This window comes from Streptomyces sp. NPDC023157, assembly GCF_055560575.1.
Map to the genome: position 1 here is coordinate 363,571 of NZ_JBVHIL010000010.1, position 26,209 is coordinate 389,779.

Here is a 26,209-nt window from a genome sequence, read left to right on the forward strand (position 1 = left end):
CGTTAACAAGATGTTGACGCGTGAGCAATACGAGCAAAACCCCAGGTCACGGCAGGGGTGTTCCGCTCGGGGCGACCTGGACGGGGAAGCCGTTGAGGACGGCGGTGCCCGACAGCGGGTCGAGCAGGGAGCCGTCGAGCAGCTGGTTGACGTTGACGCCGGGGCGGGCGGAGGCGACCCCGAGACGGGTGCCGGGGCGGTCGTGGCCCCAGCCGTGCGGCAGGCTCACCACCCCAGGGCGCACGGTGTCGGTGATCTCCACCTCGGCCTCCAGCTCGCCGCCGGCGCCCTTGACGCGCGCGAGGCCGCCGGCGGCGAGGCCCAGCCGTGTGGCGTCGTCCGGGTGGACCTGGAGGGTGCAGCGGTTGGAACCGCCGGTGAGGGCGGGGATGTTGTGCAGCCAGCTGTTGTTGGAGCGCAGATGACGCCGCCCGACGAGCCGCAGCACGCCCGGGTCGGGTACGTGATCGAGCACCGCGCGCAGGCGGGGCAGGTCGGCCGCGAGGGGTGCGGGCAGCAGCTCGATCCGGCCGCTGCGGGTCTTCAGGAGACCGGGCAGCCGGGGTGCGAGGGGGCCGAGGTCGATGCCGTGCGGCGCCGCGCGGAGGGCGTCGAGGGTGAGTCCGTACGGTCCGAGGCGCAGCATCAGGTCGAGGCGCCGCTCGGGCCCCGTGGCGCCGGTGAGGCTCGCGGCCAGGGCCTTCGGGTCCTGGCCGTGGACGGGTGAGTGCTCCTGGGCGACGGCCTTGGCCAGGGCGGTGTCGACGGCGAGCTCGTCCACGGCCGAGGGCGGGGCGCCGTGGAGCCCGGAGACGGCCAGGATCAGCCGGGCGTGGATCTCGCACTCGTCCATGCGCCCCTCCCCCAGGGGCACGGCGGCGGGCGTGTAGCGGGCCTGGTTGCGCACCGCGAACTGATTGAAGGCGAAGTCGAAGTGCGCGCTCTGCGAGGGCGGCGGCGGGGGCAGCACGACATCGGCGTGCCGGGTGGTCTCGTTGAGGTACGGGTCGACGCTGACCATCAGGTCGAGGGAGCCCAGCGCGGCGTCGAGGCGGCGCCCGTCGGGCGCGGACAGGACGGGGTTGGCGGCCACGGTGATCACCGCCCGGACGCGCCCCTCCCCCGGGGTGTCGATCTCCTCGGCGAGGGCTGCCAGCGGGAGTTCGCCCTTGGCCTCGGGACGGCCGGAGACCCTGCTGGCCCAGCGGCCGAGCGCGAAGCCCTTCCCCGGGCCCGCCGGGCGGGGCGCGGGGGCGGTCGCGGAGAGCGGGAAGAGGGCGCCGCCGGGCCGGTCGAGATTGCCGGTGAGCACGTTGAGGACGTCGACGAGCCAGTTGCCGAGGGTGCCGTACGCGACGGTGGAGGAGCCCATCCGCCCGTAGACGGCGGCGGTGGGGGCGGCGGCCAGCTCGCGGGCGGTGGTGCGGATGACGTCGGCGTCCAGGTCGCACGCGGCGGCGACCGCCTCGGGGGTGAACGCGCTTACGGCCTCCCGGACTTCCGCCACGCCCTCGACGTGGGGCGCGAGCGCGCCGAGGCGGACGAGGTCCTCGGCGAAGAGGGTGTGGACGAGGGCGGCCAGGAAGAGGGCGTCCGCTCCGGGGCGGATGGCGAGGTGGCGGTCGGCGAGGCGGGCGGTGCGGGTGCGGCGGGGGTCGACGACGGTGAGCGTGCCGCCCCGGGCGCGCAGCGCCTTGAGCCGGCCGGGGAAGTCCGGGGCGGTGCACAGGCTGCCGTTGGAGTCGAGCGGGTTGGCGCCGAGCATCAGCAGGTGGTCGGTGCGGTCGAGGTCGGGCACGGGGATGGCGAAGGCGTCGCCGAAGAGCAGTCCGCTGGAGACGTGCTTGGGCATCTGGTCGAGGGTGGACGCGGTGAACAGGTTGCGGGTGCGCAGGGCGCCGAGGAGGAGGGGTGGATAGAGGGCGCCCGCCATGGTGTGGACGTTCGGGTTGCCGAGGACGATGCCCACGGCGTGCGGCCCGTGTTCCTCGATCAGCGGCCGGATGCGGGCGGCTATACGGTCGAAGGCCTCGTCCCAGGTGGCCTGGCGCAGCACCCCGTCGTCGCGGACGAGAGGGCCGGTGAGCCGGTCGGGATCGGCGTCGACCTCGGGGAAGGCGGCGCCCTTCGGGCAGAGGAAGCCCTGGCTGAAGACGTCGTCCCGGTCGCCCCGCGCGCCGGTGACCCGGTCGCCGTCCAGGGTGAGGGTGAGCCCGCAGGTCGCTTCGCACAGGGGGCAGATGCGCAGGGCGGTGGACATGGCGGTCTCCCTGGGGCGGCGGCGGTGGCGCGCGGGCAGTCGCGAGCATACCGACCGGTTGGGAGGTGCGACAGGTCCTGACGCGGGCCTCGCTCCGGCCCCTCAGCCGAGGAAGGGCACGAGGTAGGAGCGGAGGAGGGCGCGGGTCTCGGCGATCAGCGCGGGGTCGCCGGACGGGTCGGCGCGGAAGGCGAGTTGGAGCAGGGCGTCGGTGGCCTCGACACCGACGAGCACCTTGCGGCGCAGCGCCTCGTCGGCGGAGCGGCCGAGGGGGGCGGCCAGCAGGCCGCAGATCCGGTCGGCGACGAGCTGGTTGGGGTGCTCCTCGCCCGCCTCGCCGGGGGCCGGGATGCCGAAGTCGACGCGCGCGAAGCCGGGCACGGTCCGCTTCATCGCGATGTACTCGTCGAGGACGGCGTCGACGAGTCCGACGGCGGTGACGGCGTGATCCCCGTCGGCGGGCAGCACGTCGAGCCGCGCGGCGATGCGTGCGGCGTAGCGGTCGAGGTTGCGGTGGGCGAGGGCTGCGGCCAGGGCCCGCTTGTTCCCGAAGAAGCGGTACACGGAACCGATGGGAACGCCCGCCCGGGCGGCGACGGCCCGGGTGCTCAGCTGCTCGTAGCCGGCCTCGTCGAGGAGTTCGGCGCAGGCGTCGAGGATCCGGGCGAGACGCTCGGCGCTGCGCTGCTGCACGGGGGCGCGGCGGAGGGCCGGAACGGCCTGGACGGCCTGGACGCCCTGAACGGTCTGAACGGACTGAACGGTGTGCTGCGTGGGCGAGGACTGCGGGTCGGACTGGGGCACGGGGACCATCATGCCGTTCCGGTCGAGGTCGGGCGATCAGCGGGCCGTTCCCGATCGGGGGCCGGCGGCCGGCAGGCCGCTCCGGCCGGGACGGAGGCGGAGGCCGGAGACTGGCCGGATCCAGGCTGGTACGGAGGCCGAGGCCGAGGCTGGAGACGGGTCGGGGCCGAGCCGGGGCCGAGCCGGATCCGCACCCGAGGCCGGATCCCGGCTCACGCGATCAGCAGCCCGATCCCCCCGAGCGTGTACGCGATCATCAGCCCGAACAGCGGGAGTTGTCCGGCCACGGCCCGGTCGGGCGGGAAGAGGCGGACGGAGCGGTCGTGGGCGGCGATGACGCCGAGGACGTGGCCGATGACGATCGAGGCGACCTGGAGGGTGGCGAGGCCGCCGGGGCACAGGGGCGGAGCGGGTGAGGGGGCGTTGTCAGTGCCCGCTGCCATGATGACTGTACGTGGCCCTTCGGTCGCGAAGAGTGAGAAGTAGTGGGCGACGAGATAGCCGAGGGCGATGGGCAGGAGCGAGTGGGCGAAGGAGGTGAGCGGAGTGGTGAGTTCGCGGTTCAGCAGACGCAGGGCGCCTGCGCAGAGTCCGTAGAGGAGGGCGACGAGGGCGACGGCGGCGAGCAGTCCGAGGGTGGCGGTGGGGGTGCGCCCGAGGGCGGAGGTCTGGAGGACGTCGATCCAGCGGGGGTTGTCGGAGAGGCCGTCGTAGGCGGTCGAGCCGAGGAGGACGCAGACGGAGGCGACGAGGCCGGGGACGGGCGGGGTGGCGTCGAGGCCGTTGAAGGGGGAGCGCAGGACGAGGCGGCCGTCGGCGCGGCGGCCCAGTGGGGAGAGTCGGGCGAGGAGGGAGGAGTAGGCCTCGAAAGGGTCGGCGTGGGCGAACCAGTCGGGTCCGTACCGGGCGGCGCCGAGGAGGTGGACGGCGGTGTGCGCGCCGAGGGCGGTCAGGAGGACGGCCGCGGTGGTGTTGTCGGGGGCGACGAGTTCGAGCCAGGTGAAGAGGAGGAGTCCGGCGGCGGCGGGCCGGATGCCAAGCCGGGCGGGCAGGGGCCGGGGCGGGCGCCCCGTGGGGAGGAGGCGCCGGAGCAGGGCGTGGAGGGTGCGGAGTGGGTTGAGCAGGCGCCAGACGGGGCCGAGGAGGAGGGAGGCGGGGACGAGTCCGACCCAGAGGAGGACGTAGACGGCGCCGGGCGCGGGGTTGCGGTCGGGGTCGTCGGGGCCGAGGAGGAGGTGGAGGACGAGGAGGAGCGCGGCGGCGGCGCCGAGGGCCCGCAGCGCGGTGCGGGTGGCGGGGGCGTCGGCGAGGCGCTGGACGGCGGCGGGCAGGGGGCGGCCGGCCAGGTCGCCGCGGAAGCGGGAGGAGGACCAGAGCAGGCCGAGCGAGAGGAAGGAGACGAACAGCGCGGCGAAGGCGCCCGCGTAGGCGTAGAAGGGCGAGAGGGGCAGGTCGTGCTGGGCGCCGATGCCGTGGGCGAGCGGCAGGGTGGCCGGGCCGGGGACGGGCAGGCCGGCGGCGCGGAGTCCGGCGGCCGCCAGGCCGGTCGCGGGAGCGCCGGCCTCGGCGAGCCCCGTCATCGGACGACGAGTTGGGTCAGCACGAGTCCGGACTCGTGGGTCTCCACCTCGAAGAGTCCGTTGCGGTCCACGGTGAAGGTGAGGGTCGCCGGTGTTCCGGCGGGGAGGGGGAGTTCGCGGTCGTAGCCGTGCACGTGGAGGGTGTCGGCGCGGTCGCTGGTCACGCGGAGGGTGAGGCGTTCGCCCTTCTTCAGTTCGACCCGGGACGGGGGTGGTTGTACGGAGTCGCCGCTGACGGTGACGGTGAGGGTGCGGCCGGCCGGTGTGGCGGGCGGCGCGGGCGGGGTCGCGGCGGACGCGGTGCCGGTGGCGTCGGCGGCTGCGTCGGCGAGGCGGACGGTGGCCTCGACGGGGCGGCCCGCGACGGCCCAGGCGGTGTGGTCGTCGGCGTACAGCCGGACGGTGAGGGTGCGGGCGCCGGCCGGGACGTGGGCCCAGGGGCCGTAGGCGCGGACGGTCTCGCGCCCGTCGAGGAGGAGCCGGGCGTGCCCCCGGCCGAGGAGGGCTGCGCCGCCGGTGCTCTCGGGGGTGAAGCGGAACCTCTCCACCAGCAGGTGGACGTTCCAGCCGCCCTCGCTGTCGGGCCGGAGCTCCGCGCGGACGCCGGGCGCCCCGGCGGCGGGCACCTCGCGGAGGCGGTGTCCGGTGGAGTCCTTGGCGGCGAGGAGGGTGCCGTTGCCGCCGGTGGCCTCCTGGTGGCTGGTGCCGGGCTTGTGGTGGGTGGTGGCACGCCCGCCGCAGCCGGAGAGCAGCGTGACGCCGACGGCGAGGGCGAGCAGGGCGCGGGCGGCTCGGGCCGTGGGGGCGTTCACGCCGTGCCGCCGGTGGCCGCCGTGCCGCCCGAGGACGCCGTACCGCCGGTGACCGCCGTATCGCCCGTGGCCGCCGTGGTGGCGGGCGCCGCCGGGGTCGTGGGCGGGGCAGGGGCCGGGGCGGGACCGCGGGCGCCGGCGACGATCACGGCCCACAGCACCCAGACCACGGCGAGCAGTCCGCGCACCCAGGCGGGGCTGACAGGGATCCAGGGGATCATCAGGACCGCCTTGTCGAAGGCGTCGAGCAGGGTGAGCACGCCGAGGGCGACGGTGGTCCAGGCGAAGACCGGGCGGGTGCCGCCGGCGCGGAGGGCGAGGCCGATGCCGGTCCACCAGAGGCCGGTGAGGAGCAGGGCCAGGGCGGGGACGGAGGTCGGGGTGAGGGCGAGGGTGGAGCCGGCGACGTCGAGGACGAGGCCGGCCAGGCCCAGGGCGGTCGCGACGGCGGCGAGGCGGCTGCCGCGCAGGCGGCGCCACCAGAGCAGGGTGCCGACCAGGGCGAGGACGGCGGCGACGCCCAGGGTCAGCTGGGTCTCGACGCGCTGGATGCCGCGCGCGCCGTACCAGTCGCAGCCCGCGGGCAGGCGGCGGGCCTGGACGTTGTAGTCGGCGCAGACGAGGAGTTGGGCGAGTTTGACGGGTTCGCCGACGACGCGGCGGGTGTCTCCGGAGACCTCGCCGCGGGCGGTGCCGCAGGCGGGGAGGGAGGTGGGGGTGCTCGCGGCGGAGTCGGACTGCCAGCAGTTGCCGCCGCCCTGGCCGTCCCACCAGACGTCGGTGCGGTTGGGCCGGGAGGCGCCGGAGCGGTCGACGCCCAGGTGGTTGCCGGCGTAGCGGTTGTGGTGGGAGGTGTCGGTCTGCTTGCCCCAGGCGGACTCGCCGCGGATGAAGGCGGGGACGGCACTGAGGAAGAAGGCGGCGCGCTGGTGTCCGTACACCCAGTTGTTCTCGTAGAGGTTCCAGTTGCCGCCGGCGGTGATGATGCCGGTGCCGGGCGGCATGGAGATCTGCGGGCAGACGACGCCCTGTTCGTAGCCGCGCTCGACGGGCGGCTTGGCGCAGGTGCCGTCGGCGACGTACCGGTAGTAGGAGGCGTTGTTGTCGTGGATCAGGTTGCGCTCGAAGCGGGCGTGGTTCTGCGGGAGTCCGGGGTGGCCGGGGAAGGCGGAGTCCATGGAGGCGCCGCCCATGTTGTGGTCGAACTCGTTGTCGTGGACGTAGACCGAGTCTCCGGCGGTGCCGCTGTAGCCGACCATGTTGTGGTGGCTGCGGCAGCCGGTGATCTCGATGGAGTAGCGGGGGACGTCGTAGCCGCGGCCGTCGTTGATGTTCGAGGCCGAGCCGGGGTAGATGCCGGAGTCGCCGTTGCCGTAGGACTCGCAGTTCTTGTAGAGGCCGTGGTCGGAGGCGAAGGTGAGGAAGCCGTACTCGTCGTTCCAGCGGGTGAGGACGTCGTCGATGACGAAGCCGTCGCCCGCGAGGATGTAGAGCGAGTTGAAGGTGGTGCGCTGGGCGGTGAAGTTGCGGAAGTAGACGCCGTCGGAGCCGTCGGCCCGGATCGCGTTGAGCTTGGCGTACTTGGCGTCGACGACGACGTCGAGGCGGGAGGCTCCGGTGCCTTCGATCTGGAGGTTCTTCTTGCCGAGGATGGCGACCAGGTTCTGGTTGTGCGGGCACTGCTTCTGCTGCTCGTAGCTGAGGATCTGGTACCCGAGCGACGAGCGGGGGGCCTTGAGGGTGGCGCAGGCGCCGGTGGGCGCGGGCAGGGAGGGCTCCTCCTCGTAGAGGCCGGGCAGGATCGCGATGGTCATGCCGGGCCGGTGCACGGCGTCGACGGCCTGCTGGAGGTGGCGGAAACCCTGGCGGGTGCCGGGGGCGGTGCAGCGCGCGTACAGGGCGCGGTTGCGGGCCTTGAGCTCGGCCGGGAAGGCGGCGATCCGGCGTTCGAAGTCCGCCCGGTCGGCCTTGCAGACGAGCAGGTCCGGCTCGCCGGTGCGCAGCACGGGCACGCTGCCGGAGCCGTCGGGCAGGGTGACGGGCCGTTCCTCGTGCGCCTGGGCGGCGGGCGCGGCGACGAGGGTGGCGGCGAGGGCCGCGAGTACGGCGGAGAGCGCGAGAACGAACCTTCGGGTCCACGACATGCGCGAGAGAGTAGAGCATTGTTCATCTTTTGGAACCCCTTGTGCACGCACCTCGTCCAAGAGCTCCGCGAAAGAGCTGTTGACGCGAGCGGGAGCGGAATCCTACGGTCATGCATAGGATTGTTGTGAGCGTCAGGACAGGAGCACGCGATGAACGCGGAACAGGCCGGCAAGACGGCCGCAGCGCTGAGCTACAGCACGGGGTTCGGCAACGAGCACGGCTCCGAGGCCGTCCCCGGTGCCCTGCCGGAGGGCCGGAACGCGCCGCAGCGGGCGCCGCTCGGCCTGTACGCGGAGCAGCTCAGCGGCTCGGCGTTCACCGAGCCGCGGGCACACAACCGGCGCTCCTGGCTCTACCGGATCCGGCCCTCGGCCGCGCACCCCCCGTTCACCCGGATCGAGAACGGCGCCGTGCGCACCGCACCCTTCACCGAGACCGTGCCCGACCCCAACCGGCTGCGCTGGAACCCGCTGCCGGAGCCCCCGGCCGGCACGGACTGGCTGGCCGGACTGTGGACCCTCGGCGGCAACGGCGACGCCGGCCAGCGCAGCGGCATGGCCGTGCACCTCTACCACGCGAACGCGCCCATGGAGCGGGTGTTCAGCGACGCCGACGGCGAGCTGCTCATCGTCCCCGAGCACGGCGGGCTGCTGCTGCGCACCGAGCTCGGACTGCTCGCGGTCCGCCCCGGCGAGGTCGCGCTGATCCCGCGCGGGGTCCGGTTCCGGGTCGAGCTCCTGGACGCGGCCGCCCGCGGCTACGTCTGCGAGAACTACGGGGCGCCCTTCCAGCTCCCCGACCTCGGCCCGATCGGCGCCAACGGCCTGGCCAACGCCCGCGACTTCCGCGCCCCCGTCGCCGCCTACGAGGACGTCGAGGGCCCGGTCGAGGTGGTCAACAAGTTCTGCGGCAACCTCTGGTCGGCGACCTACGGGCACTCCCCGCTCGACGTCGTCGCCTGGCACGGCAACCACACGCCGTACGTCTACGACCTGCGCCGTTTCAACGTGATCGGGACGATCTCCTACGACCACCCGGACCCGTCGATCTTCACGGTGCTCACCTCGCCGTCCGACACCCCCGGCCTCGCGGGCGTCGACTTCGTGGTCTTCGCGCCGCGCTGGCTGGTCGGCGAGGACACCTTCCGCCCGCCGTACTTCCACCGCAACGTGATGAGCGAGTACATGGGCCTGATCGAGGGCGCGTACGACGCCAAGGCGGAGGGCTTCGTGCCGGGCGGCGGCTCGCTGCACAACATGATGTCCGCGCACGGCCCCGACCGGGAGACCTTCGACCGGGCCAGCGCCGCCGAGCTCAAGCCGCACAAGGTCGACGACGGCCTCGCCTTCATGTTCGAGACCCGCTGGCCGATCACCGCCACCCCGCAGGCCGCCGGAGCCGACCACCTGCAGCAGGGCTACGACGACGTATGGCAGGGTCTTCAGCGCCACTTCCGGCCGTAAGGTCCTGGCCGGAAGTCTCGTAGTCGTCGTACGGAGAGAGCCGTGACCGCCTTCGCTCCCGACTCGCTGGTCCTGAACCGGAAGCTGCCGCTCTGGTACCAGGTCTCGCAGTCGCTGCGCGCCTCCATACTGGGCCGCACCCCTGACGCCTCGCTGCGGCTGCCCACCGAGGAGCAGCTCGCCGCGCACTACGGCGTGAGCGTGCTGACCATGCGCCAGGCCCTCAAGGAACTGGAGGAGGAGGGCCTGATCAGCAGGCACCGGCGGCGCGGCACCTTCATCGAGCCGGGCGCCCGGCGCTCCACCCCGCGCCGGCTGCTCGGCTCGATCGACGCGATCGTGGCCCAGCAGTCCGGCGAGCGGACCACCGTCCTCGGGCACGGCACCGGGCCGGTCCCCGGTGAGCTCGCCGAGTACTTCCCCGAGGTCGCCGAGGTCGCGGTCTACCGGCGGCTGCGCGCCGACGGCGAGAGCGGCGAGCCCACCAACTGGGCGGAGAACGCGGTGCTCCCGGAGATCGCGGCCGGCATCGATCCGGCCGACCTGGAGCGCTGGCCGATGACGAAGGTGCTGCGGGACCTGGTCGGCGTCCGGATCAGCCGCATCACGGACACCGTCGAGGCCCGGCTCGCCGACCCCGAGACGGCCGCCCTGCTCCAGGTGCCGCTGCTCTCGCCGATCCTGCACTACACCGGGGTCACCTACGACGACGCGGGCCGGGTGGTCGACGTGGCCCGCATCCGGTACCGGGGCGACCGCTTCTCCTTCACCGTCACGGTGGAGGCGCACTGACCGGCGTCGTTAGCATGCGGGGCGTGACGGAGGACCTGCCGCTGCTCGACGCGCCCCTGCTCGACGACCTCATGCCGTGGTCCACGGCCCCGCTGCGGCTCGGCCGCTCCTGGATCGTCGCCCCGGATCCGCGCACCCTCAGGGCCCGCTGGGACCGGCTCGTGGCGGCGCGGGGCGCGGAGCGCGAGGCACTGTTCCGGCCGAGCCGGGCCCGGACGCCGGCGAGTTCGGTGGCCGCGCTGCCCGGGCAGCGGACCGGCACGGTCCGGTTCTCCCGGGAGGCGGGCCGCTGCCCCGAGCCGGTGCGGCTCGCGCACGGGCCGTTCGACGAGCAGTGGCTGCTCCCCGACCACCGGCTGATCGACACCGCCCGCCCCGAGCTGTGGCGGGTCGCCGACGAGCACCAGCTGTTCGTCGTCGAGCAGGGGTACGTGCCGGGCGCGGCCGGGCCCGCGCTGCTCGTGACGGCCGCGCTGCCCGACGGGCGCTCCCCCGCAGGCCGCCCCGGCCGGATCCGCCCGCTCTTCCGCCGCCCCGGGGGCGCGGAACCGAACCTGACGCCGGGTCTGCTGCCGCTGCTGCGCGCGCGGTACGGGCCCGGGGTCGCCGCCCCGGACGTGGCGGCCTGGGCCGTGGCGGCGGGCGTGTCCTCCCCCGCGGGCTGCCGGGTGCCGCTGCCCGCCGACCCGGAGGTGTGGGCGGCGGGCGTGGCCCTGGGCCGGGAGCTCATCGAGGTGCAGCTGCGCGGGGCCAGGGGCGGGGCGCGGCCGCGGCTGCCGGGCGGCCGCAGGCCCTACGTACGGACGGCGGTCCCGGCCCGGCCGACGGAGCTCGGGTACGACCCGGCGGAGGAGGTCCTGAGCCTGGGCGAGGGGCGGATCTCCCCCGTCCCGGCGGGTGCCTGGGAGTTCGAGGTGGGGGGTGTGCGGATGCTGGAGCAGTGGTTCGCGCACCGGACCGCGCCTGCCGAGCCGGGCAGCCTGGAGGCGATCGGGCCGGGTGGCTGGCCGCAGGAGTGGAGCTCGGAACTGCTCGAACTCATCACGGTCCTCGCGCTGCTCGCCGGGCGCGCGCCGGAGCGCGCGGCGCTCACGGCGCGGGCGGTCCCGGACGGAGTGACCCAGGACGCCCTGCGGGCGGCCGGCGTGCTGCCCGTACCGGAGGCGGCGCGCCGCCCGGCGTCCGTGCTCGACCACCAGGAGGAGGGCCCGGAGGGGCAGTTCATGCTCCTGTGACGGGCCCGGGGCGGGAGCCCTCGCGAGCCCGTGACGCGAGACCCGCGCCGCCATGCCCCGCCCTGCCGCGCTCCGCCATAGGCCCCGGCCGTACCCCCGTCAGCCCCCCGGCGGCGCGAAGGAGTCGAGCAGCCGGGCGATGGACAGCTCGAAGACCTCCTCGGCGTCGCCGGGCTCGGGGGACGCGGCGAGCAGCGCGGCGAGGTGCGGGTAGGCCCCGCCGGCCAACTGCCCCATCAGATAGGCGCCGCGCACCGCCTGCTCCTGCTCCTCGGACCAGGGAAGCCCGCGGGCCCGCTCGGCCACGGCCTGCTCGTTGCGGACGGTGGCCATGACGGTGCCGTTGACCATCGCGATGAGCTGCATCTTCAGGCCGGGGTGCACGTCCAGGGGCTCCAGGCAGCCCAGGCACCATTCCAGGTAGCGCAGGGCGTGCGGGCTGAATCCGTAGGCCGTGGTCATCACGCGGGACAGCCACGGGTGCCGGTACATGAGCGCGCGGGTCTGCCGGGCGAGGCCGGTCATGTCGGCCCGCCAGTCGCCGCTGGGCGTGTCGGGGAGTTCGTACTCCGCGCATGCCGCGTCGACCATCAGCTCGTACAGGTCCTCCTTGCGCGGCACGTAGTTGTACAGCGACATGGTGCCGCAGCCGAGTTCGGCGGCGACCCGGCGCATGGAGACCGCGTCGATGCCGTCGGCGTCGGCGATGCGCACGGCCGCGGCCGCGATATCGCTCCGGCTGTAGGCCGGTCTGGGGCCTCGGCCCGTGCGCTCGGGGCGCGCCCAGATCACTTCGGGTTCGGCCGCTCGGCCCGCCATCGCTCACCACCTCGTCGGCCCCATCGTAATGACGCCCTCGACCCACCTTGTTACGTACAGCGTACGTAGTGCGCTATCGTCACCGCATGACAACTACGTACGCTGTACTTAGTGAGGGTCTGCAGAAGCGCTATGGCGAGGTCCACGCGCTGCGCGGGCTCGACCTGGCCGTGCCCGAGGGCACCGTCTGCGGGGTGCTCGGACCCAACGGGGCGGGCAAGACCACCGCGGTGCGGGTGCTCACCACCCTCACCGCCCCCGACGCCGGCAGCGCCCGGGTCGCCGGGCGGGACGTGGTCCGCGACCCCGCCGGGGTGCGCGAGCGGATCGCGGTCACCGGGCAGTACGCCTCCGTCGACGGCGACCTCACCGGCGCCGAGAACCTGCGCCTCTTCGCCCGCCTCCTGCGCGCCCCGCGCTCCCGCGCCGACGAGCTCCTGGAGCGGTTCGGACTCGCCGAGGCCGCCGACCGGCCCGCCCGCACCTACTCGGGCGGCATGCGGCGGCGGCTCGATCTGGCGGCGAGCCTGATCGTCCGGCCGCACGTGCTCTTCCTGGACGAGCCGACCACCGGGCTCGATCCGCGCAGCCGGGGCGAGATCTGGGACGCCGTACGGGGGTTGGCGTCCCAGGGCACGACGGTGCTGCTGACCACGCAGTACCTGGAGGAGGCCGACCAGCTCGCCGACGAGGTCGTCGTGGTCGACGGGGGCCGGGCCGCCCACCGCGGCACCCCGGCCGAACTCAAGGCGCTGATCGGCAGCTACGCCGAGATCGTCGTCGCCGACCCGGCGTCACTGGAGGCCGCCGCCGGGGTGCTCGACCGGCTCACCGGCTCGGCGCCGGCCCTGGACGCCGAGCGGCGCGCCGTCGGCGCGGTCACCACGGACCGCACGCTCACCCTGCCCCGGATCGTGCGCGAGGCCGACGCCGCCGGGATCCACCTGATCGACGCCTCGCTGCGGCCGCCCACCCTCGACGAGGTGTTCCTGCGCCTCACCGGCCGCGCGTCCCGCCCCGAGCCCCAGGAGGCCACGGTATGAGTTCCCTCGTCCACGACGGCGGCGCGCTCCTCGGCCGCCATCTCCAGCGGGTCCGGCACGCCCCGGCGCTCACGGTCATGACCCAGACCATGCCGGTCGTCTTCCTGCTGTTCTTCGGGTACGTCTTCGGCAGCGCGCTCGCCATGCCGGGCGCGGACTACCGGGCCTACCTGGTGCCGGGCCTGCTGGTGGCGACGGCGGCGAACGGCGTGATGACGGGCATGTTCCAGGCCGCCCAGGACACCCACCGGGGCGTGACGGACCGGCTGCGCACCCTGCCGATCAGCCGGGCCGCCGTGCCGCTCGCCCAGGCGCTCGCGGATCTGGTGACGACCGCGGTGGGCATGGTCCCGCTGCTCCTGGTCGGCCTCGCGATGGGCTGGCGGATCGAGGGCACCGCCCTGGAGGCGCTGGGCGCCCTGGGGCTGCTGCTGCTCTTCCGCTTCGCCACGACCTGGGTGGGCATCCTGCTGGGGCTCGCCTCGCGCAGCGAGGAGGCGGCCGGACAGCTGGGCAGCGCCACGTTCATGCTGCCGCTGCTGTCCAACGCGTACATCCCGACGGACGGGATGCCGGGCTGGCTGCGGACGATCGCCGAGTGGAACCCGATCTCGGCCGTGACGACGGCGGTACGGGAGCTGTTCGGGAACGCGTCCGTGCCGGCGGACGCGGCCTGGCCGGTGGCGCACCCGGTGGCCGGGGCGCTGCTGTGGTCACTGGTGCTGATCGCGCTCAGCGCACCAGCTGCGGTCAGGCGCTACGCCCGCGCCTGAGGACCGTGAGGTCCGGACGCGGACGGAGTGAGGCGCCGGACGGGCGGGGACACGTCCGGCGTCCGACGGAACGAGCGGTCGGAAGCGGGCCGAAGGCCGGGCGGAGCGGGCGGGAGCGCCGCGTCGGGGTACGCGGGAGCCCGGTCCGGACGGTCCGTCAGCTGTGGTTGCCGAAGAGGGAGCGGCGCAGTCGGCGCAGCGGAGCGAAGAGCGAGACCCGCGAGCTCCGGCTGCGGTGACCGTGCACCGGGACCTCACGCGCGGTCAGCTCACGCATCAGCAGCGTCGCCTCGGCCGCTTCGCGCTGGGGCACGGCGGGACCGCCGAGCACCGCGAGATGGCGGTCGAGTCGCGAGCTGGTCGCGCTGCTCCCGCAGGTAATGGCAGGCACACGCGGCCTGCTGCGCATTGCTATCTGTTCCATGTCACTCCCCACCCGTACGAGGGCACCCGGCCCGGGCAGGTTAACCCTATCGCCCCGCTACGACACCCGTGTATTCCGGCCGCAGGATTCACCGCATGTGTACGGGGGTTGACGATCACTGTCCGAATCCATCTGATTCCAGGGTGAGTTGGACAGCGGTCGAACGCCTGTCGAACCGTCACGAACCATCCTGCACGCGCGGCCCCCGGCAGTACGCATCCGAGCGGGTGTGATCTCCGCCACCCGTGGGCGCCCGTGCTCGGCTACCGTGGAGGGATGACGGTGGTCGCGGGTCGGTACCGGCTTCTGGACGTGCTCGGCGAGGGTGGGATGGGCACCGTCTGGCGCGCCCGGGACGAAGTCCTGGGCCGCGAGGTGGCGGTGAAGGAGGTACGCGCCCCGGCCGGCCTGCCGGCGGAGGACCGGGAGCGGCTCTACGCCCGTCTGGAGCGCGAGGCCTGGGCCGCCGCGCGGGTCTCGCACCGCAGCGCGGTCACCGTGTACGACGTGGTCACCGAGGACGGCCGCCCCTGGATCGTGATGGAGCTGGTCCGCGGTCTCACCCTCGCCGAGACCCTGGAGGCCGAGGGCCCGCTGCCGCCCCGGCGGGCCGCGCACATCGGCGCCGACGTGCTCGCCGCGCTGCGCGCCGCGCACGAGGCGGGGGTGCTGCACCGGGACGTGAAGCCGGCCAACGTGCTGCTCGCCAACGACGGCCGGGTGGTGCTCACCGACTTCGGCATCGCGGCCGTCGCGGGCACCTCTCCGCTCACCATGACCGGTGAGCTCATCGGCTCCCCCGAATACCTCGCGCCCGAACGCGCGATGGGGCGCACGCCGGGGCTCGCGGCGGACCTCTGGTCGCTCGGAGTGCTTCTGTACGCCGCCGTCGAGGGTGCCTCGCCGTTCCGGCGGGACACCGCGCTCGACACCCTGCGGGCGGTCGTGGACGAGGAGCCCGTCCCGCCGGAGCGCGCGGGACCGCTCGCGCCGGTGATCGAGGGGCTGCTGCGGAAGGACCCGGAGCAGCGGATGTCCGCGGAGGAGGCCGAGGAGCGGCTGCGGGTGGTCGGCGCGGGCGGCACACCGAGCGCCGGACCGACGCGGGCGGAGACGTACGGGCCGTTCCCCGCGCCGCTTCCCGGCGTCGGCGGTCCCGGCGGCGGGACCGGCGCCTCGGGCGGATCCGGCGGGCCGGGCGGACCTCATGGCCCGTCGGGTCCCGGGGCGACCACCCCACTGCCGGGGCCCGGGGGTCCGCCGCCCGGCTCGGAGCCCGGAGAGCGGCGGCGCGGGCGTACGGCGCTCGTCGCGGGGATCGCCGCGCTGCTCCTCGTGGGCGGCGGGCTGACGTACGCGCTGCTGCGGGACGAGAACCCCTCGCCCCCGCCCGCCCCGCCGGAGACGACGAGCGCGCCGGCCACGGAGACGACGACGCCCGCGCCGACGACCGGCGCCGCCACCACTCCCCCGCCGGCCACGGCGAGCACGCCGTCGACCTCGGTGGTGGTGTCGGTACGGGCGGACCGCGCGCGGTACGAGGGGGCCTGCCCGCCGCCGCAGGACCAGGCGCCCGCCTTCACGGCGACGTTCACGGTGGGCGGGACGCCCGCCTCGGTGTCGTACCGCTGGATCACCGAGAGCGGCGAGGGGCAGGACACCGCGTGGCGGACGCTGGAGTTCGCGGCGGGCGGTCCGACCGAGCGGCAGGTGACCCGGATCCAGGCGGTGTTCCGGCCGGACGGGACGCTGGAGGACCGGATCGGGGTGGAGGTGCGCTCGCCGGTCACCGTGCGGTCGGGCCTGGTGGCCTTCTCGGTGACGTGCGAGAAGGTGACCCCGACGGGCGGGGCCACCACTCCCACGAGTCCGCCGGCCACCAGCCCGGCCGGCACCCCCGCGCCGGGTTCTACACCGCGCCGTTGAAGCTGGGCAGGTAGCCGCCGGACTGGCCGGCCGCGGTGGGGTGGTACGACTCCCCGATGTTCAGCCAGTTGACGCTGTGCAGCCACGCCGTGCCGGAGGCGCAGATCTCGTGCCCGGTGAAGGCGGGGACGACGCTCGCGAAGGTGAAGCCGTGGTTGGCGGCTCTCTTGGCGGTGGCCGCGTTGAGGTAGTCCGAGGCGTCGTTGATGGCGCGCCGCTCGTTCTCGCTCAGGCCGGCCACGCAGGATCCGCTGAGCTGGTAGAAGCGCGGGTAGCCGAGCACCACGACATGGGCGTTGGGGGCCTTGTTGTGGATCGCCGTGTACACCGAGTCGAGGTTCCCGGGCAGCGTGGAGTCGACAAAGGCCTTGGCCTGATTCACGCGGTTGATACAGGTCGCCTCGGACTGGAGGACGCAGGTGGTCATGACGTCCGCGAATCCGGCGTCATTGCCGCCGATCGTGACGGAGACCAGGTCGGTGGCGGTGGAGAGCGGTCCCAGCTGATTGGCCGTGACATCACCCGTTCGGGCGCCCGAGCAAGCGGTGAACGCGAAGGACGAGGGGGCGTTCGCGTTCTTCCAGAGGACCGGGTAGGCCTTCGTGGAGCGCTTGCAGTCGCCGCTCGCGCTGTCGTAACTCCCGGAGCCGACGCCCGAGGAGTACGAGTCGCCGAGCGCTACGTAGTCGAGCGCGGCGCTCTCGGCCGCCTGCGCGGTTCCCGCCCCGGTGAGGGCGAGGACGGCACCGAGCAGGAGCGAAGAGGAGAAAGCCGTAAAACGGGACAGTTTCATGGGACCTCCTGTAGCAGGATCTCTGCGTTACCAGGTAGTAGCAGTGGATCCGGCGCGCCGGAAGTGTTCATGTCAAAACTCGTGGCCGATTACCCCTGACTTACTTTCAGAAACCGGCAAGATCAAGCCACCTGAGCACAGGTCACGGCCCCGCGGAACGTCCCGTTCAAAACCCCGTGCACGGAATGCCCGGTTGCCGGATCATGGGCGCCATGTCTGCCAACGAAGGCCAGGGCGCGGCGGGGGAACCGGCCGGGACGCCGTCGAGACCCGAAGGCGCGCTGCCGATCCGGCTGAACGTCGACGACAGCGACTCGCCGTCGGACGTCCTCGACGCGCTGTTCCTCGGACGCTTCACGACCGGGGAACAACCGCACGCCCTGAGCACCACCCTGGACCGGGTGAAGCCGGCCGCCACACTGCTGCCCGGCGGCGCGCGGCTGCTCCGGGCCACCAAGGACGACGACCGCAGCGCGCTGCTCGCCGAGGGCGAGGGCTGGACGCTGCTCGTCTCCCGCTGGAGCCGGGGCGCGGACGTCACCGTCACCGCGACCGACGCCGCGCTCGCCGAACGCGTCCTCAAGGAGGCGACCGACGGGGCCAAGGACGAACCCGAACCCCAGCCCGAGAACGTCTCCATGGGCTTCTGGTACGTGTCGCCCCGGCGCGGCCCGCACCGGACCACCCGGCAGATCGGCGCGGGCACCTGGGAGGAGATCCGGCCCAACTACACGGCGCCGGTCGCCGGGGCGATGGACCGGCTGATGGCCGTCACCCCCGAGGACATCACCGGCCGGCTGCTGCTGCTCCACGGCCCGCCCGGCACCGGCAAGACCTCCGCCCTGCGCACCCTCGCCCGGTCCTGGCGCGACTGGTGCCAGGTCGACTGCGTCCTCGACCCGGAGCGCCTGTTCAGCGACGTCGGCTATCTGATGGACATCGCCATCGGCGAGGACGAGGGCACCGCGAAGGGCCGCTGGCGGCTGCTGCTCCTGGAGGACTGCGACGAGCTGATCCGCGGCGAGGCCAAGCACACCGCGGGCCAGGCCCTCTCCCGGCTGCTCAACCTGACGGACGGCCTGCTCGGCCAGGGCCGCAACGTCCTCGTCGGCGTCACCACCAACGAGGACCTGGAGCGCCTCCACCCCGCCGTCGTCCGCCCCGGCCGCTGCCTCGCCCGCATCGAGGTCGGCCCGCTGACCCGCGCCGAGTCGGTGGACTGGCTGGGACGCGAGGAGGGCGTGGGCCGGGACGGCTCGACCCTGGCGGAGCTGTTCGCGCTCCGGCGCGGAACCTCCGCGGTGGGCATGCCGGAACAGCGCGCCGCGGACGCCGGGCTGTACCTGTAGCGGGCTCAGCGCTCGTACGTCACGTGTGACGGGGGCTCAGGCGGGGTGCAGGCGTCGTACGTCACCTGTGGCGCGGGCTCAGCCGTCGTACGTCGCCCGGATCGCCTCGGCGACCGCCGTCTCCGCCGCCTCCCGGGTCAGCCCCAGCCGGCGCGCCTCCGTCGCGTACGCCGCCGCGGCCGTGGCGGCGAGGCGGGAGGCCGCGTCGGAGGCGGCCGCGATGAAGGTGCCGTTGCGGCCTCGGGTCTCGATCACACCGTCCCCCTCCAGGGCCTTGTACGCCTTGGCGACCGTGTTCGCCGCGAGCCCGAGGTCCTCCGCGAGGCCCCGCACCGTCGGGAGCTTGTAGCCGACGGGCAGCTCCCCCGAGCGGGCGCTCTCCGAGATCTGGGCACGGAGCTGTTCGTACGGGGCGGTGGTGGAGTGCTGGTCCACGCTGATTCGAAGCGTCACGCGCCCGATTGTGCACCCGGCCGACGGGAAAATGGGAGGCGGCCGGACGCGCCCGCCGCATAGCGTGCGGGATCATGACTGTGATCGTCCGTGATGTACGGCCCGGGCTCCCCGAGGACGGCGAGGGCTTCGCCCGGGTCCGGCGGGCCGCCCTGCCCTTCATGCTCGCCACCGGACCGCAGACGGCGTTCGACTGGGCGCACGCCCATCCCGACGCGCGCCAACGGCCGCTGGTCGCCGAGGCCGACGGGGAGGTCGTCGGCACGGCGGAGGCGTCGCTCGCCCACGAGTCGCCCGAGCCGGGCGTCGGCAACGTCAACGTGTTCGTGCACCCCGGGCACCGCGGGCGCGGCGCCGGCGCGCTGCTGCTGCGGGCCGCCGAGGAGCACCTGGCCGAGGCGGGGGCGACCACGCTCTACAGCTGGGTCCTGGACGAGCCGGCGAACCGCGCCTTCGCCGAGCGGCACGGGTACGCGCCCAGCCGCTCCGCCTACTTCCTGCGCCTCGACCTGACCGGCGTCGGACTGCCGCCGCTCCAGGAGCCGCCCGCCGGTGTCGAGCTGCGTCCGGCGACGGCCTTCGCCGCCGATCCGCACCCGCTGTTCGAGCTGGACGCGCTGACCACGGCCGACGAGCCGGGTGACGTGAGCGCCGAACTCACCGACTACGCGCACTGGCTGGAGTCCACCTGGAACCACCCGCTGCTCGACCGCGAGCTGACCACGGTGGCGCTGGTCGACGGGCGCCCGGCGGCGTTCACCGCGGCCCGTACCGACGGCCTCGGCCGCTACGGGTCGGGGATGACGGGCACGGCACCGGAGTTCCGCGGCCGGGGGCTCGCCAAGCTGGCGAAGAACCACTCGCTGCACCGGGCGCGGGCGGCGGGCTGCACGGAGGCCCTCACGGGCAACGACACGGAGAACGGGCCGATGCTGGCCATCAACAAGTGGTTCGGGTACGAGATCGTCGCGAAGGAGTTCCGCCATGTCCGCACGCTCGGTTGAGATCGCTCTGGTGAAGGCGGGGCGGACCAAGATCCGCTACCCGGCTGAGCTGCTGTCCGACGACGGGGTCCGGCTGACCGTCCGGGCGCCCTGGGCCGCCGAGGGCGTACGGGACTTCGGCTTCGTGCGCTTCGAGCCCGGCGACGTCTTCACCGAGCACTACTGGCGGGACCGCTGGTACGCGGTGAAGGAGGTGCGGTCCGGCGACGGCACGCTCAAGGGCTGGTACTGCGACGTGACCCGGCCCGCCGCGGTCGCCGCCGACGGGACCGAGGTGCTGGTCGAGGACCTGGACCTCGACCTGTGGGTGTCGGCGGACGGCTCCGAGGTACTGCGGCTGGACGAGGACGAGTTCGCGGCGAGCGGCCTGTCCGCCACCGAGCCGGACGCGGCCGAGCGGGCCGTACGCGCCCTCGACGAGCTGGACGCGCTGGGCCGCGAGGGGCTGGTGAAGCTGCTCGCCACGGGGGCGTGACGCCCGGGCAGGACAGCAGCCGGGGTCCGGGGGGAGCTGGGATCCGGGGGGAGCCGGGGTCCGGGGGGAGCCGGGGTCCGGGGTCCGGGTCAGGCGGCCGCGACGGACTTCCGGTAGTGCATGCGGTCGTACGGCCCGTCGAGACGTCGTTCGACGAGCTCGTAGCCGTACCGCTCGTACAGCTTCTGGTTCTCCCACATCATCGCGTTGGTGAGCAGCCGCACCTCGGGCAGGCCGAGGGCGCGGGCCCGGTCCTCGACCCAGCCCATCAGGACGCGGCCGAGGCCGGTGCCCTGGGCGTCGGGGTGGACGGCGATGGTGTCGAGGTAGAGGTGGTCCGGCTCCGGGATCACGACGACCAGACCGGCCACGGGCTCGCCCGCGACGAAGACGCGCCCCGCCGCCACGTTCGCCGTGTGGTCCTCCTCCATCGGGGCCGGTACGAGACCGATCCGCTCGATGTAGTGGTGGAAGGCCGCGTCGATCACGGCCTTCACGGCGGGCACGTCGGCGGGGGTGGCGGGGCGGGGCACGTCCCGCGTCCGGGGGTCCTGCGTCACACGGTCATGCGTCATGCCGCCACAGTACGGCGGCGGTTGATCAGCTTCCGCACCAGCGGCCAGGCCAGCAGGAGCAGCACCACCGCGTACACGGTCACCGAGAACGGGGTGTTCACCAGGCCGGTCAGCGAGCCGTCGCTGATCTGCAGGGCGCGGCGCAGCTGCTGTTCGGCGGCCGGGCCGAGGATGACCCCGATCACGGCCGGCAGGACGGGCAGTCCGTAGCGCCGCATGCCGAACCCGATGAGGCCGATGACCAGCAGGATCACCAGGTCGAGGGCCTCGCCGCCGACCGCGTACGCGCCGACGGCGGCGAAGAACAGGATGCCGGCGTAGAGGTACGGGCGGGGGATGCGCAGCAGTTTGGCCCAGACCGGTGCGAGCGGCAGGTTGAGCGCGAGAAGCAGCACCATACCGACGAAGAGCGAGGCGATCAGGCCCCAGACCAGCTCGGGTTCGCGTTCGAAGAGGAGCGGGCCGGGCTGGATGCCGTACTGCTGGAAGGCGGCGAGCATCACGGCGGCGACGGCGGTCGTCGGCAGGCCGAGGGTGAGCATGGAGACGAGGGTGCCGGCGGCGGAGGCGGAGGCGGCGGACTCGGGGCCCGCGACGCCCTCGATGGCGCCCTTGCCGAACTGGTCCTTGTGCTTCGACAGGCGCTTCTCCGTGACGTACGACAGGAAGGTCGGGATCTCGGCGCCGCCGGCCGGGATCGCGCCGAACGGGAAGCCGATGAACGGGCCGCGCAGCCAGGACTTCCAGGTGCGCCGCAGGTCCTCACGGCCGAGCCAGGGGCGTCCGACGGGGATCGCCTCGCCGGTGGTGCGGCGCAGGTGGGCGGCGACCCACAGGGCCTCGCCGATGGCGAAGAGGCCGACCGCGACGATGACGACGTCGATGCCGTCGGCGAGCTGGAGCGAGCCGAAGGTGAGGCGCTGCTGGCCGGTCATCTGGTCGAGGCCGACCAGGCCGAGGGTGAGGCCGATGAGGAGGGAGGCGAGACCGCGGATGCGGGAGGAGCCGAGGACGGAGGTCACCGCGATGAAGGCGAGGACCATGATGGCGAAGTAGTCGGGGGCGCCGATGTCGACGGCGAGCGCGGCGACGGTCGGGGCGAGGAGCACGAGCAGGACCGTGCCGGTCATGCCGCCGGCGAAGTGCCCGATGGCGGCGGCCGCGAGGGCCTGGGCGCCGCGGCCCGACTTGGCCATCGGGTTGCCTTCGATGGCGGCGACGACGGCCGCGCTCTCGCCGGGGGTGTTGAGCAGGATGGAGGTCGTGGAGCCGCCGAACATGGCGCCGTAGTAGATGCCGGCGAACATGATGAACGCGCCGGTCGGCTCCAGGCCGTACGTCACGGGGAGGAGCAGGGCGACGGCCATGGCGGGGCCGATGCCGGGCAGGACGCCGATGGCGGTGCCGAGGAGGACGCCGATGGCGGCCCACAGCAGGTTGACGGGGGTCAGCGCGGTGCCGAAGCCGTCGAGCAGGGAGTTGAGCGAGTCCATGGGTCAGAGCACCCCCATCAGCGGGCCGCCGGGGAGCGGGACGCCGAGCAGCTTGTCGAAGACGACGTAGGTGAACAGGGAGAGGGCGGCGGCGATCAGCGGGTCGCGGTGCAGGTGGCGGCTGCCGAGGGCGTAGGCCGCGCCCCAGAAGAGCAGGGCGCCGGCGACGGGGAAGCCGGCCGGGCCGATGAGGACGGCGAAGCCGAGGAAGACGCCGGCGAGGAGGAGGACGGTGCGCCAGTCGCCCGGTTCGGACAGGTCGACGTCCTCGCCGCCCTCGGCCTCGCCGCGGCCGCCGCGCAGGACGTCGACGGCGAGGAGGACGGCGACGACGAGCAGGCCGGTGCCGACGACGAGGGGGACGGTGCGGGGGCCGACGGGGCCGCGCTGGCCCATGTCGACGGGCATGGTGAGGGCGTCGGTGAGGACGAGGACACCGAGGGCGAGCAGGATGAGGCCGACGCCGAGCTCGGAGTGCTCGCGCAGCCAGGAGGGGCGCTTGGCGGGGGCGCCGGTGTCGGTGCCGGCGGGGGTCGTGGTCGTCACAGTCCGAGCTCCTTCAGTACGGAGGCGACGCGGCGGTCCTGTTCGGTGAGGAAGGTGCCGAACCGGTCGCCGGGCAGGAAGGCGTCGTTCCAGCCGTGGGTCTTCAGGGACGCGCGCCACTGCGGGGACTCGTGCAGCTTGGTGACGAGGACGACCAGCTTGTCGCGTTCGGCGTCGGAGAGGCCGGGCGGGGCGACGATCCCGCGCCAGTTGATGAACTCGGTGTCGAGCCCGGCCTCGCGGAGGGTGGGCGCGTCGAGTCCGGGGACCCGCTCGGCGCCGGTGACGGCGAGCAGGCGCAGCTCGCCGGCCTTGATCTGGTCGAGGTACTCGCCGACGCCGGAGACGCCGAAGGCGACCTTCTCGCCGAGGATGGAGGCGAGGAGCTCGCCGCCGCCGTCGAAGGGGACGTAGTTGACGCTCTTCGGCGGGATGCCGGCGGCCTGCGCCATCAGCATGGGCGCGAGGTGGTCGGGGCCGCCGGGCGAGGAGCCGCCGCCGACGGGCAGCTTGCCGGGGTCCTTCTTCCAGGCGGCGAGCAGGTCCTGGATGGTCCTGTACGGGGAGTCCTTGCCGACCACCACGATGTCCTGCTCCATGGTGAGCCGGGCGATCGGGGTGGTGTCGGCGAGGGTCTTCGGGGTCTTGTTGGTGTGGACGGCGCCGACGACGCCGAGGCCCATGGACATGGCGAGCCGGCCGTTGCCGTGTTCGCCGACGAGCCGGGTGAGGCCGACGGTGCCGCCCGCGCCGGGCAGGTTGAAGACCTCGATGTCGGTGGTGAGTCCGGCCTCCTCGGCGTTCTTGGCGGCGGTGCGGGCGGTGATGTCGTAGCCGCCGCCGGGTGTGTTGGGGACCATGAGCCGCAGGCCGGGTATGCGGGTGCCGGTGTCGGAGCCGCTGCCGGTGCTGAGCAGCGGGGGTCCCACGAGCACGAGCAGCGCCGCCCCGAACAGGGCGAGGGGAGTGCTGAGACGCACGTGAGCCGCCTCTCGGTAGGGAGGAATGGGGGTGTGAGGTGGCCCACATGTTGCCCGCGCGTGAAGAAGCTGTCTCTCTTCCGCAATCAACGGATGTTGTGGTCCTTGTGGTCGCGCCCTACGTTGGCCGCGTGACGAAGGTGCTGGTGGTCGACGACGACTTCATGGTGGCCAAGCTGCACTGCCGCTACGTGTCGGCGGTGCCGGGCTTCTCCGTCGTGGGGGTCGCCCACGGCGGCGCGGAGGCGCTGCGCGCGGCGCACGCGCTCCGCCCCGATCTGCTGCTGCTCGACATCTTCCTGCCGGACATGGACGGGATCGCGGTGCTGCGCGAACTGCGGGCCGCGGGGCTCGCGACGGACGCGCTGTTCATCACGGCCGCGCGGGACGTGGACACGATCCGCGCGGCGCTGCGCGCCGGGGCCCTGCACTACCTCATCAAGCCGTTCAACCAGGCCGCCCTCCAGGAGCAGCTGCGCCACGTGGCCTCGCTCCGCAGCCGCCTCGACGGACTGTCGGCGGCGGAGGCCCGCCAGGAGGACGTCGACCAGATCTTCGGCACCCGCCCCCGCGGCTCCCGCGAACTCCCCAAGGGCCTGGCCGCCCCCACCGCGGAGCTGGTCGACACGATCCTGCGCGCCCACCCGGAGGGCCTCTCCGCCACCGAATGCGCCGAGGCCGGCTCCCTCTCCCGCGTCAGCGCCCGCCGCTACCTGGAGTACTTCGCCCAGACCGGCCGCGCCGAGATCACCCTCCGCTACGGCGGCACGGGCCGCCCCGAACGCCGCTACCGCCGCGTGGGCTGAGGCACAACGGTAAGGATCGCCGTACTCGTGTGCGCGGTCCCGCTCAAAGCTCTATGCCTTCGCTGAAGGCCTGGTGCAGGGCACGAGCCCGCTTGAGCAGTTGCCGGCGCAGTTCCTTCCTGCCGCTCCCTCGCGTCTTCAGGGCATGGCAGTTGGGGCACAGCGCAACCATGGTTTCCGGGCTGTCGCCTCCCCCCTTGCTGATGTCGTTCACATGGTCCACTTCCAGCAGTGGAGCCCCCTTGTCGGTCCGCTCCAGTGGATGCCCCAGACAGTCGAGGTTCTCGCAAAGGCCGCGGCTTCGGAGAATGACGGCATTACGGGCTGCTGCCGATCGTAGGAAGCGCTCCACCGTGGTCAGTTTCGAGCGGGTAATGCGCGTGGCCTCAGTCCGGCGGGCCGCTTCGGTCAGCCTCCGGTATTCGTCCATCGGCGTCCTCGCATCCGGGGATCCGACAACGTCGATCGTGAGCTCCCCTTCGAGGTCAAGGTCTTCGTGAATGGTGAGGTCACCGGCGGCCAGGGCGTCCTGCACCTCCTTGGGCCAGGTCTCCCTCAGCGGTGAGTGGACCGGCGCAAGCACCCACACGAACTCCTGCCGGCGCTCACCGTTCTCCCCTACACCCCATCGCTTCCGGCATTGAACGACGACGACCCAGCTCTCGAAGGTGAAAACCCCACCGTGGGGCTTGTGCCAATAACGCAGAGCCCGCTGTTCAGCCTGATAGCTGGACATGGACTTATTGCCGCCGACCAGCTGCTGATCACCATTCAGGCCGTCGCCGGTGTAAGCGATCCAGTCCATCCCGGGGATACGGCTGTCGTTGTACGGCCCCTTGTCATCGGAGAACACGCTCAGGATGCCGTCTTCGATCGGCGTGATGCCTCCTACCCCGTTCCCGCCGTAGACCTGGGCAATGGACGTCCTATCGGGGTATTCCTCTCCCACCAGGGGGCGAAGGACAAGGTCAATGCCTCCCGCGAGCAGCCGGCTCAGGCCCGCAGCGTGGGTCACAGCCGCCATGTCATCCGGGAAGAAGCGCATCAGGAGACTGCCCGCGATCCGCGCTGCGAGCTCCGTGTCCTGCGCCAAGAGGGCATAGTCCGCCTCGGGGAGACCCGCCAAGGGATTGGCCTCGTTGAGCGTCGCCAGACTGGGGCGCCGGCCCCCACTCGTCAGGACAAGGGCGTCGCTTCCTTCGACTTCCCAAAGCTCGTTCTTCTGAAGAGCCCAGAACGGGTACAGCGCGGACAGAGGGCCATCCGTCGCATCCGCGTACTCCGTGAGAAGGGGCATGAGGGCGTCCCGTATGGCCGCCCACGGCTGCTGTCTCGGCTGCCCTTCGGCGGCCCGGCCCACGGCCCAGAGCAGCAACAGCGGGCGATGAAGTTTCTGGCCGTCTCCACGCTTCGCCGGTGCCAGCTTCCGCACACGACGCACGAGCTCCCGTTCCCTCACCGCTACCTCCTCGACATCACATGCCCCAACCCCATATCAACACATGGCACTGACAGCGACCGAGGACCCGCTTCCTGAGCCGTCACTTAGCGTCGACTTAACACGACCATAAGGATCGTCCCGAGGCCCTTCGGAGGCCCGAATCGGTGTTTCCCGAGGGCTAGTTTGCTGGGCAACCCCCCACATCCCCACCCTCGTGA

At 73.3% G+C, this 26,209-nt stretch carries 24 protein-coding genes; 10 read left to right on the forward strand and 14 right to left on the reverse strand.

Features of this window, described 5'->3' with window-relative positions:
- Positions 1–46 precede the first annotated feature (46 nt).
- The 5 genes from ACZ3ZE_RS32450 to ACZ3ZE_RS32470 form a co-directional block, all read right to left on the reverse strand.
- On the reverse strand, positions 47–2,260 hold the full coding sequence (locus ACZ3ZE_RS32450; protein ID WP_467261650.1) for a molybdopterin oxidoreductase family protein: 2,214 nt from the start codon (positions 2,258–2,260) through the stop codon (positions 47–49).
- A 102-nt stretch (positions 2,261–2,362) separates the two neighbouring features.
- Positions 2,363–3,073, reverse strand: a complete 711-nt coding sequence (locus tag ACZ3ZE_RS32455; protein ID WP_467261692.1) for a TetR/AcrR family transcriptional regulator — start codon at positions 3,071–3,073, stop codon at positions 2,363–2,365.
- A 203-nt stretch (positions 3,074–3,276) separates the two neighbouring features.
- Complete coding sequence (locus ACZ3ZE_RS32460) at positions 3,277–4,551, reverse strand: hypothetical protein (protein ID WP_467261693.1); 1,275 nt, start codon at positions 4,549–4,551, stop codon at positions 3,277–3,279.
- An 89-nt stretch (positions 4,552–4,640) separates the two neighbouring features.
- Positions 4,641–5,456 carry a hypothetical protein gene (locus ACZ3ZE_RS32465; RefSeq protein ID WP_467261652.1) on the reverse strand — a complete coding sequence of 272 codons (816 nt, stop codon included), beginning with the start codon at positions 5,454–5,456 and terminating at the stop codon, positions 4,641–4,643.
- Positions 5,453–7,600 (reverse strand): right-handed parallel beta-helix repeat-containing protein, encoded by a 2,148-nt coding sequence (locus ACZ3ZE_RS32470; RefSeq protein WP_361169970.1) that lies wholly within the window; start codon positions 7,598–7,600, stop codon positions 5,453–5,455. The genes ACZ3ZE_RS32465 and ACZ3ZE_RS32470 overlap by 4 nt, the downstream gene beginning before the upstream one ends.
- Before the next feature lie 150 nt (positions 7,601–7,750).
- Here ACZ3ZE_RS32470 and hmgA point away from each other — a divergent pair, with 150 nt between their 5' ends.
- From hmgA to ACZ3ZE_RS32485, 3 genes are read left to right on the forward strand one after another with little or no spacing between them, the layout of a single operon-like run.
- Positions 7,751–9,064, forward strand: coding sequence for a homogentisate 1,2-dioxygenase (gene hmgA, locus ACZ3ZE_RS32475; protein WP_361169973.1), 1,314 nt, complete (start codon positions 7,751–7,753; stop codon positions 9,062–9,064).
- A gap of 42 nt (positions 9,065–9,106) precedes the next feature.
- Positions 9,107–9,856, forward strand: coding sequence for a GntR family transcriptional regulator (locus tag ACZ3ZE_RS32480; protein WP_361169976.1), 750 nt, complete (start codon positions 9,107–9,109; stop codon positions 9,854–9,856).
- A gap of 14 nt (positions 9,857–9,870) precedes the next feature.
- Complete coding sequence (locus ACZ3ZE_RS32485; protein ID WP_467261654.1) at positions 9,871–11,091, forward strand: type ISP restriction/modification enzyme; 1,221 nt, start codon at positions 9,871–9,873, stop codon at positions 11,089–11,091.
- Positions 11,092–11,190: 99 nt separating this feature from the next.
- On the opposite strand, the gene ACZ3ZE_RS32490 is transcribed toward ACZ3ZE_RS32485, so the two are convergent.
- Positions 11,191–11,910, reverse strand: coding sequence for a TetR/AcrR family transcriptional regulator C-terminal domain-containing protein (locus ACZ3ZE_RS32490; RefSeq protein WP_467261656.1), 720 nt, complete (start codon positions 11,908–11,910; stop codon positions 11,191–11,193).
- Positions 11,911–11,996: 86 nt separating this feature from the next.
- On the opposite strand from ACZ3ZE_RS32490, the gene ACZ3ZE_RS32495 reads away from it, so the two are divergent.
- Positions 11,997–12,953, forward strand: a complete 957-nt coding sequence (locus tag ACZ3ZE_RS32495) for an ATP-binding cassette domain-containing protein (RefSeq protein WP_363292103.1) — start codon at positions 11,997–11,999, stop codon at positions 12,951–12,953.
- Positions 12,950–13,726 (forward strand): ABC transporter permease, encoded by a 777-nt coding sequence (locus tag ACZ3ZE_RS32500; protein ID WP_361169988.1) that lies wholly within the window; start codon positions 12,950–12,952, stop codon positions 13,724–13,726. Before ACZ3ZE_RS32495 ends, ACZ3ZE_RS32500 begins: the two co-directional genes overlap by 4 nt.
- A gap of 157 nt (positions 13,727–13,883) precedes the next feature.
- On the opposite strand, the gene ACZ3ZE_RS32505 is transcribed toward ACZ3ZE_RS32500, so the two are convergent.
- A complete protein-coding gene (locus ACZ3ZE_RS32505) occupies positions 13,884–14,150 on the reverse strand; it encodes a hypothetical protein (RefSeq protein WP_123955266.1) in 267 nt (88 codons plus the stop codon).
- A 276-nt stretch (positions 14,151–14,426) separates the two neighbouring features.
- On the opposite strand from ACZ3ZE_RS32505, the gene ACZ3ZE_RS32510 reads away from it, so the two are divergent.
- On the forward strand, positions 14,427–16,076 hold the full coding sequence (locus ACZ3ZE_RS32510; RefSeq protein WP_467261658.1) for a serine/threonine-protein kinase: 1,650 nt from the start codon (positions 14,427–14,429) through the stop codon (positions 16,074–16,076).
- On the opposite strand, the gene ACZ3ZE_RS32515 is transcribed toward ACZ3ZE_RS32510, so the two are convergent.
- On the reverse strand, positions 16,060–16,869 hold the full coding sequence (locus tag ACZ3ZE_RS32515) for an SGNH/GDSL hydrolase family protein (protein WP_467261660.1): 810 nt from the start codon (positions 16,867–16,869) through the stop codon (positions 16,060–16,062). The two genes, ACZ3ZE_RS32510 and ACZ3ZE_RS32515, sit on opposite strands and share 17 nt — an antisense overlap.
- A 212-nt stretch (positions 16,870–17,081) precedes the next feature.
- Between ACZ3ZE_RS32515 and ACZ3ZE_RS32520 the strand changes: the two genes are divergently transcribed.
- Entirely contained in the window at positions 17,082–18,218 is a 1,137-nt protein-coding gene (locus ACZ3ZE_RS32520; protein ID WP_361169998.1) for a DUF5925 domain-containing protein, read from the forward strand.
- Between the two features lie 78 nt (positions 18,219–18,296).
- Here the strand turns inward: ACZ3ZE_RS32520 and ACZ3ZE_RS32525 are convergent, their stop codons facing one another.
- Entirely contained in the window at positions 18,297–18,671 is a 375-nt protein-coding gene (locus tag ACZ3ZE_RS32525) for a GntR family transcriptional regulator (protein ID WP_361170001.1), read from the reverse strand.
- 74 nt (positions 18,672–18,745) lie between these two features.
- Here ACZ3ZE_RS32525 and ACZ3ZE_RS32530 point away from each other — a divergent pair, with 74 nt between their 5' ends.
- Positions 18,746–19,675 carry a GNAT family N-acetyltransferase gene (locus ACZ3ZE_RS32530; RefSeq protein WP_442305045.1) on the forward strand — a complete coding sequence of 310 codons (930 nt, stop codon included), beginning with the start codon at positions 18,746–18,748 and terminating at the stop codon, positions 19,673–19,675.
- The gene (locus ACZ3ZE_RS32535; protein ID WP_467261662.1) at positions 19,656–20,150 is read left to right on the forward strand and encodes a ribonuclease FAU-1 family protein; all 495 of its coding nucleotides are present in this window, start codon (positions 19,656–19,658) and stop codon (positions 20,148–20,150) included. Before ACZ3ZE_RS32530 ends, ACZ3ZE_RS32535 begins: the two co-directional genes overlap by 20 nt.
- 89 nt (positions 20,151–20,239) lie before the next feature.
- Here the strand turns inward: ACZ3ZE_RS32535 and ACZ3ZE_RS32540 are convergent, their stop codons facing one another.
- From ACZ3ZE_RS32540 to ACZ3ZE_RS32555, 4 genes are read right to left on the reverse strand one after another with little or no spacing between them, the layout of a single operon-like run.
- Entirely contained in the window at positions 20,240–20,725 is a 486-nt protein-coding gene (locus tag ACZ3ZE_RS32540; protein WP_361170010.1) for a GNAT family N-acetyltransferase, read from the reverse strand.
- Positions 20,722–22,218 carry a tripartite tricarboxylate transporter permease gene (locus ACZ3ZE_RS32545; RefSeq protein WP_361170013.1) on the reverse strand — a complete coding sequence of 499 codons (1,497 nt, stop codon included), beginning with the start codon at positions 22,216–22,218 and terminating at the stop codon, positions 20,722–20,724. Before ACZ3ZE_RS32545 ends, ACZ3ZE_RS32540 begins: the two co-directional genes overlap by 4 nt.
- A 3-nt stretch (positions 22,219–22,221) precedes the next feature.
- A complete protein-coding gene (locus tag ACZ3ZE_RS32550; protein WP_361170016.1) occupies positions 22,222–22,764 on the reverse strand; it encodes a tripartite tricarboxylate transporter TctB family protein in 543 nt (180 codons plus the stop codon).
- Positions 22,761–23,744, reverse strand: coding sequence for a Bug family tripartite tricarboxylate transporter substrate binding protein (locus ACZ3ZE_RS32555; protein ID WP_361170019.1), 984 nt, complete (start codon positions 23,742–23,744; stop codon positions 22,761–22,763). Before ACZ3ZE_RS32555 ends, ACZ3ZE_RS32550 begins: the two co-directional genes overlap by 4 nt.
- A gap of 131 nt (positions 23,745–23,875) precedes the next feature.
- Here ACZ3ZE_RS32555 and ACZ3ZE_RS32560 point away from each other — a divergent pair, with 131 nt between their 5' ends.
- The gene (locus ACZ3ZE_RS32560) at positions 23,876–24,550 is read left to right on the forward strand and encodes a response regulator (protein ID WP_361170022.1); all 675 of its coding nucleotides are present in this window, start codon (positions 23,876–23,878) and stop codon (positions 24,548–24,550) included.
- A gap of 43 nt (positions 24,551–24,593) precedes the next feature.
- Here ACZ3ZE_RS32560 and ACZ3ZE_RS32565 read toward each other — a convergent pair whose 3' ends face one another.
- Entirely contained in the window at positions 24,594–26,009 is a 1,416-nt protein-coding gene (locus ACZ3ZE_RS32565; protein ID WP_467261664.1) for an SRA domain-containing endonuclease, read from the reverse strand.
- Positions 26,010–26,209: the final 200 nt, after the last annotated feature.

What these genes read in the sequence shown, in the direction of transcription:
- ACZ3ZE_RS32455 (WP_467261692.1), bottom strand. Translation starts at nt 3,073, where the DNA reads ATGGTCCCCGTGCCCCAGTCCGACCCGCAGTCCTCGCCCACGCAGCAC.
- ACZ3ZE_RS32515 (WP_467261660.1), bottom strand. Translation starts at nt 16,869, where the DNA reads ATGAAACTGTCCCGTTTTACGGCTTTCTCCTCTTCGCTCCTGCTCGGT.
- ACZ3ZE_RS32450 (WP_467261650.1), bottom strand. Translation starts at nt 2,260, where the DNA reads ATGTCCACCGCCCTGCGCATCTGCCCCCTGTGCGAAGCGACCTGCGGG.
- ACZ3ZE_RS32510 (WP_467261658.1), top strand. Translation starts at nt 14,427, where the DNA reads ATGACGGTGGTCGCGGGTCGGTACCGGCTTCTGGACGTGCTCGGCGAG.
- ACZ3ZE_RS32540 (WP_361170010.1), bottom strand. Translation starts at nt 20,725, where the DNA reads ATGACGCATGACCGTGTGACGCAGGACCCCCGGACGCGGGACGTGCCC.
- ACZ3ZE_RS32490 (WP_467261656.1), bottom strand. Translation starts at nt 11,910, where the DNA reads ATGGCGGGCCGAGCGGCCGAACCCGAAGTGATCTGGGCGCGCCCCGAG.
- ACZ3ZE_RS32500 (WP_361169988.1), top strand. Translation starts at nt 12,950, where the DNA reads ATGAGTTCCCTCGTCCACGACGGCGGCGCGCTCCTCGGCCGCCATCTC.
- ACZ3ZE_RS32530 (WP_442305045.1), top strand. Translation starts at nt 18,746, where the DNA reads ATGACTGTGATCGTCCGTGATGTACGGCCCGGGCTCCCCGAGGACGGC.
- ACZ3ZE_RS32505 (WP_123955266.1), bottom strand. Translation starts at nt 14,150, where the DNA reads ATGGAACAGATAGCAATGCGCAGCAGGCCGCGTGTGCCTGCCATTACC.
- hmgA (WP_361169973.1), top strand. Translation starts at nt 7,751, where the DNA reads ATGAACGCGGAACAGGCCGGCAAGACGGCCGCAGCGCTGAGCTACAGC.
- ACZ3ZE_RS32485 (WP_467261654.1), top strand. Translation starts at nt 9,871, where the DNA reads ATGCGGGGCGTGACGGAGGACCTGCCGCTGCTCGACGCGCCCCTGCTC.
- ACZ3ZE_RS32495 (WP_363292103.1), top strand. Translation starts at nt 11,997, where the DNA reads ATGACAACTACGTACGCTGTACTTAGTGAGGGTCTGCAGAAGCGCTAT.
- ACZ3ZE_RS32520 (WP_361169998.1), top strand. Translation starts at nt 17,082, where the DNA reads ATGTCTGCCAACGAAGGCCAGGGCGCGGCGGGGGAACCGGCCGGGACG.
- ACZ3ZE_RS32470 (WP_361169970.1), bottom strand. Translation starts at nt 7,600, where the DNA reads ATGTCGTGGACCCGAAGGTTCGTTCTCGCGCTCTCCGCCGTACTCGCG.
- ACZ3ZE_RS32545 (WP_361170013.1), bottom strand. Translation starts at nt 22,218, where the DNA reads ATGGACTCGCTCAACTCCCTGCTCGACGGCTTCGGCACCGCGCTGACC.
- ACZ3ZE_RS32535 (WP_467261662.1), top strand. Translation starts at nt 19,656, where the DNA reads ATGTCCGCACGCTCGGTTGAGATCGCTCTGGTGAAGGCGGGGCGGACC.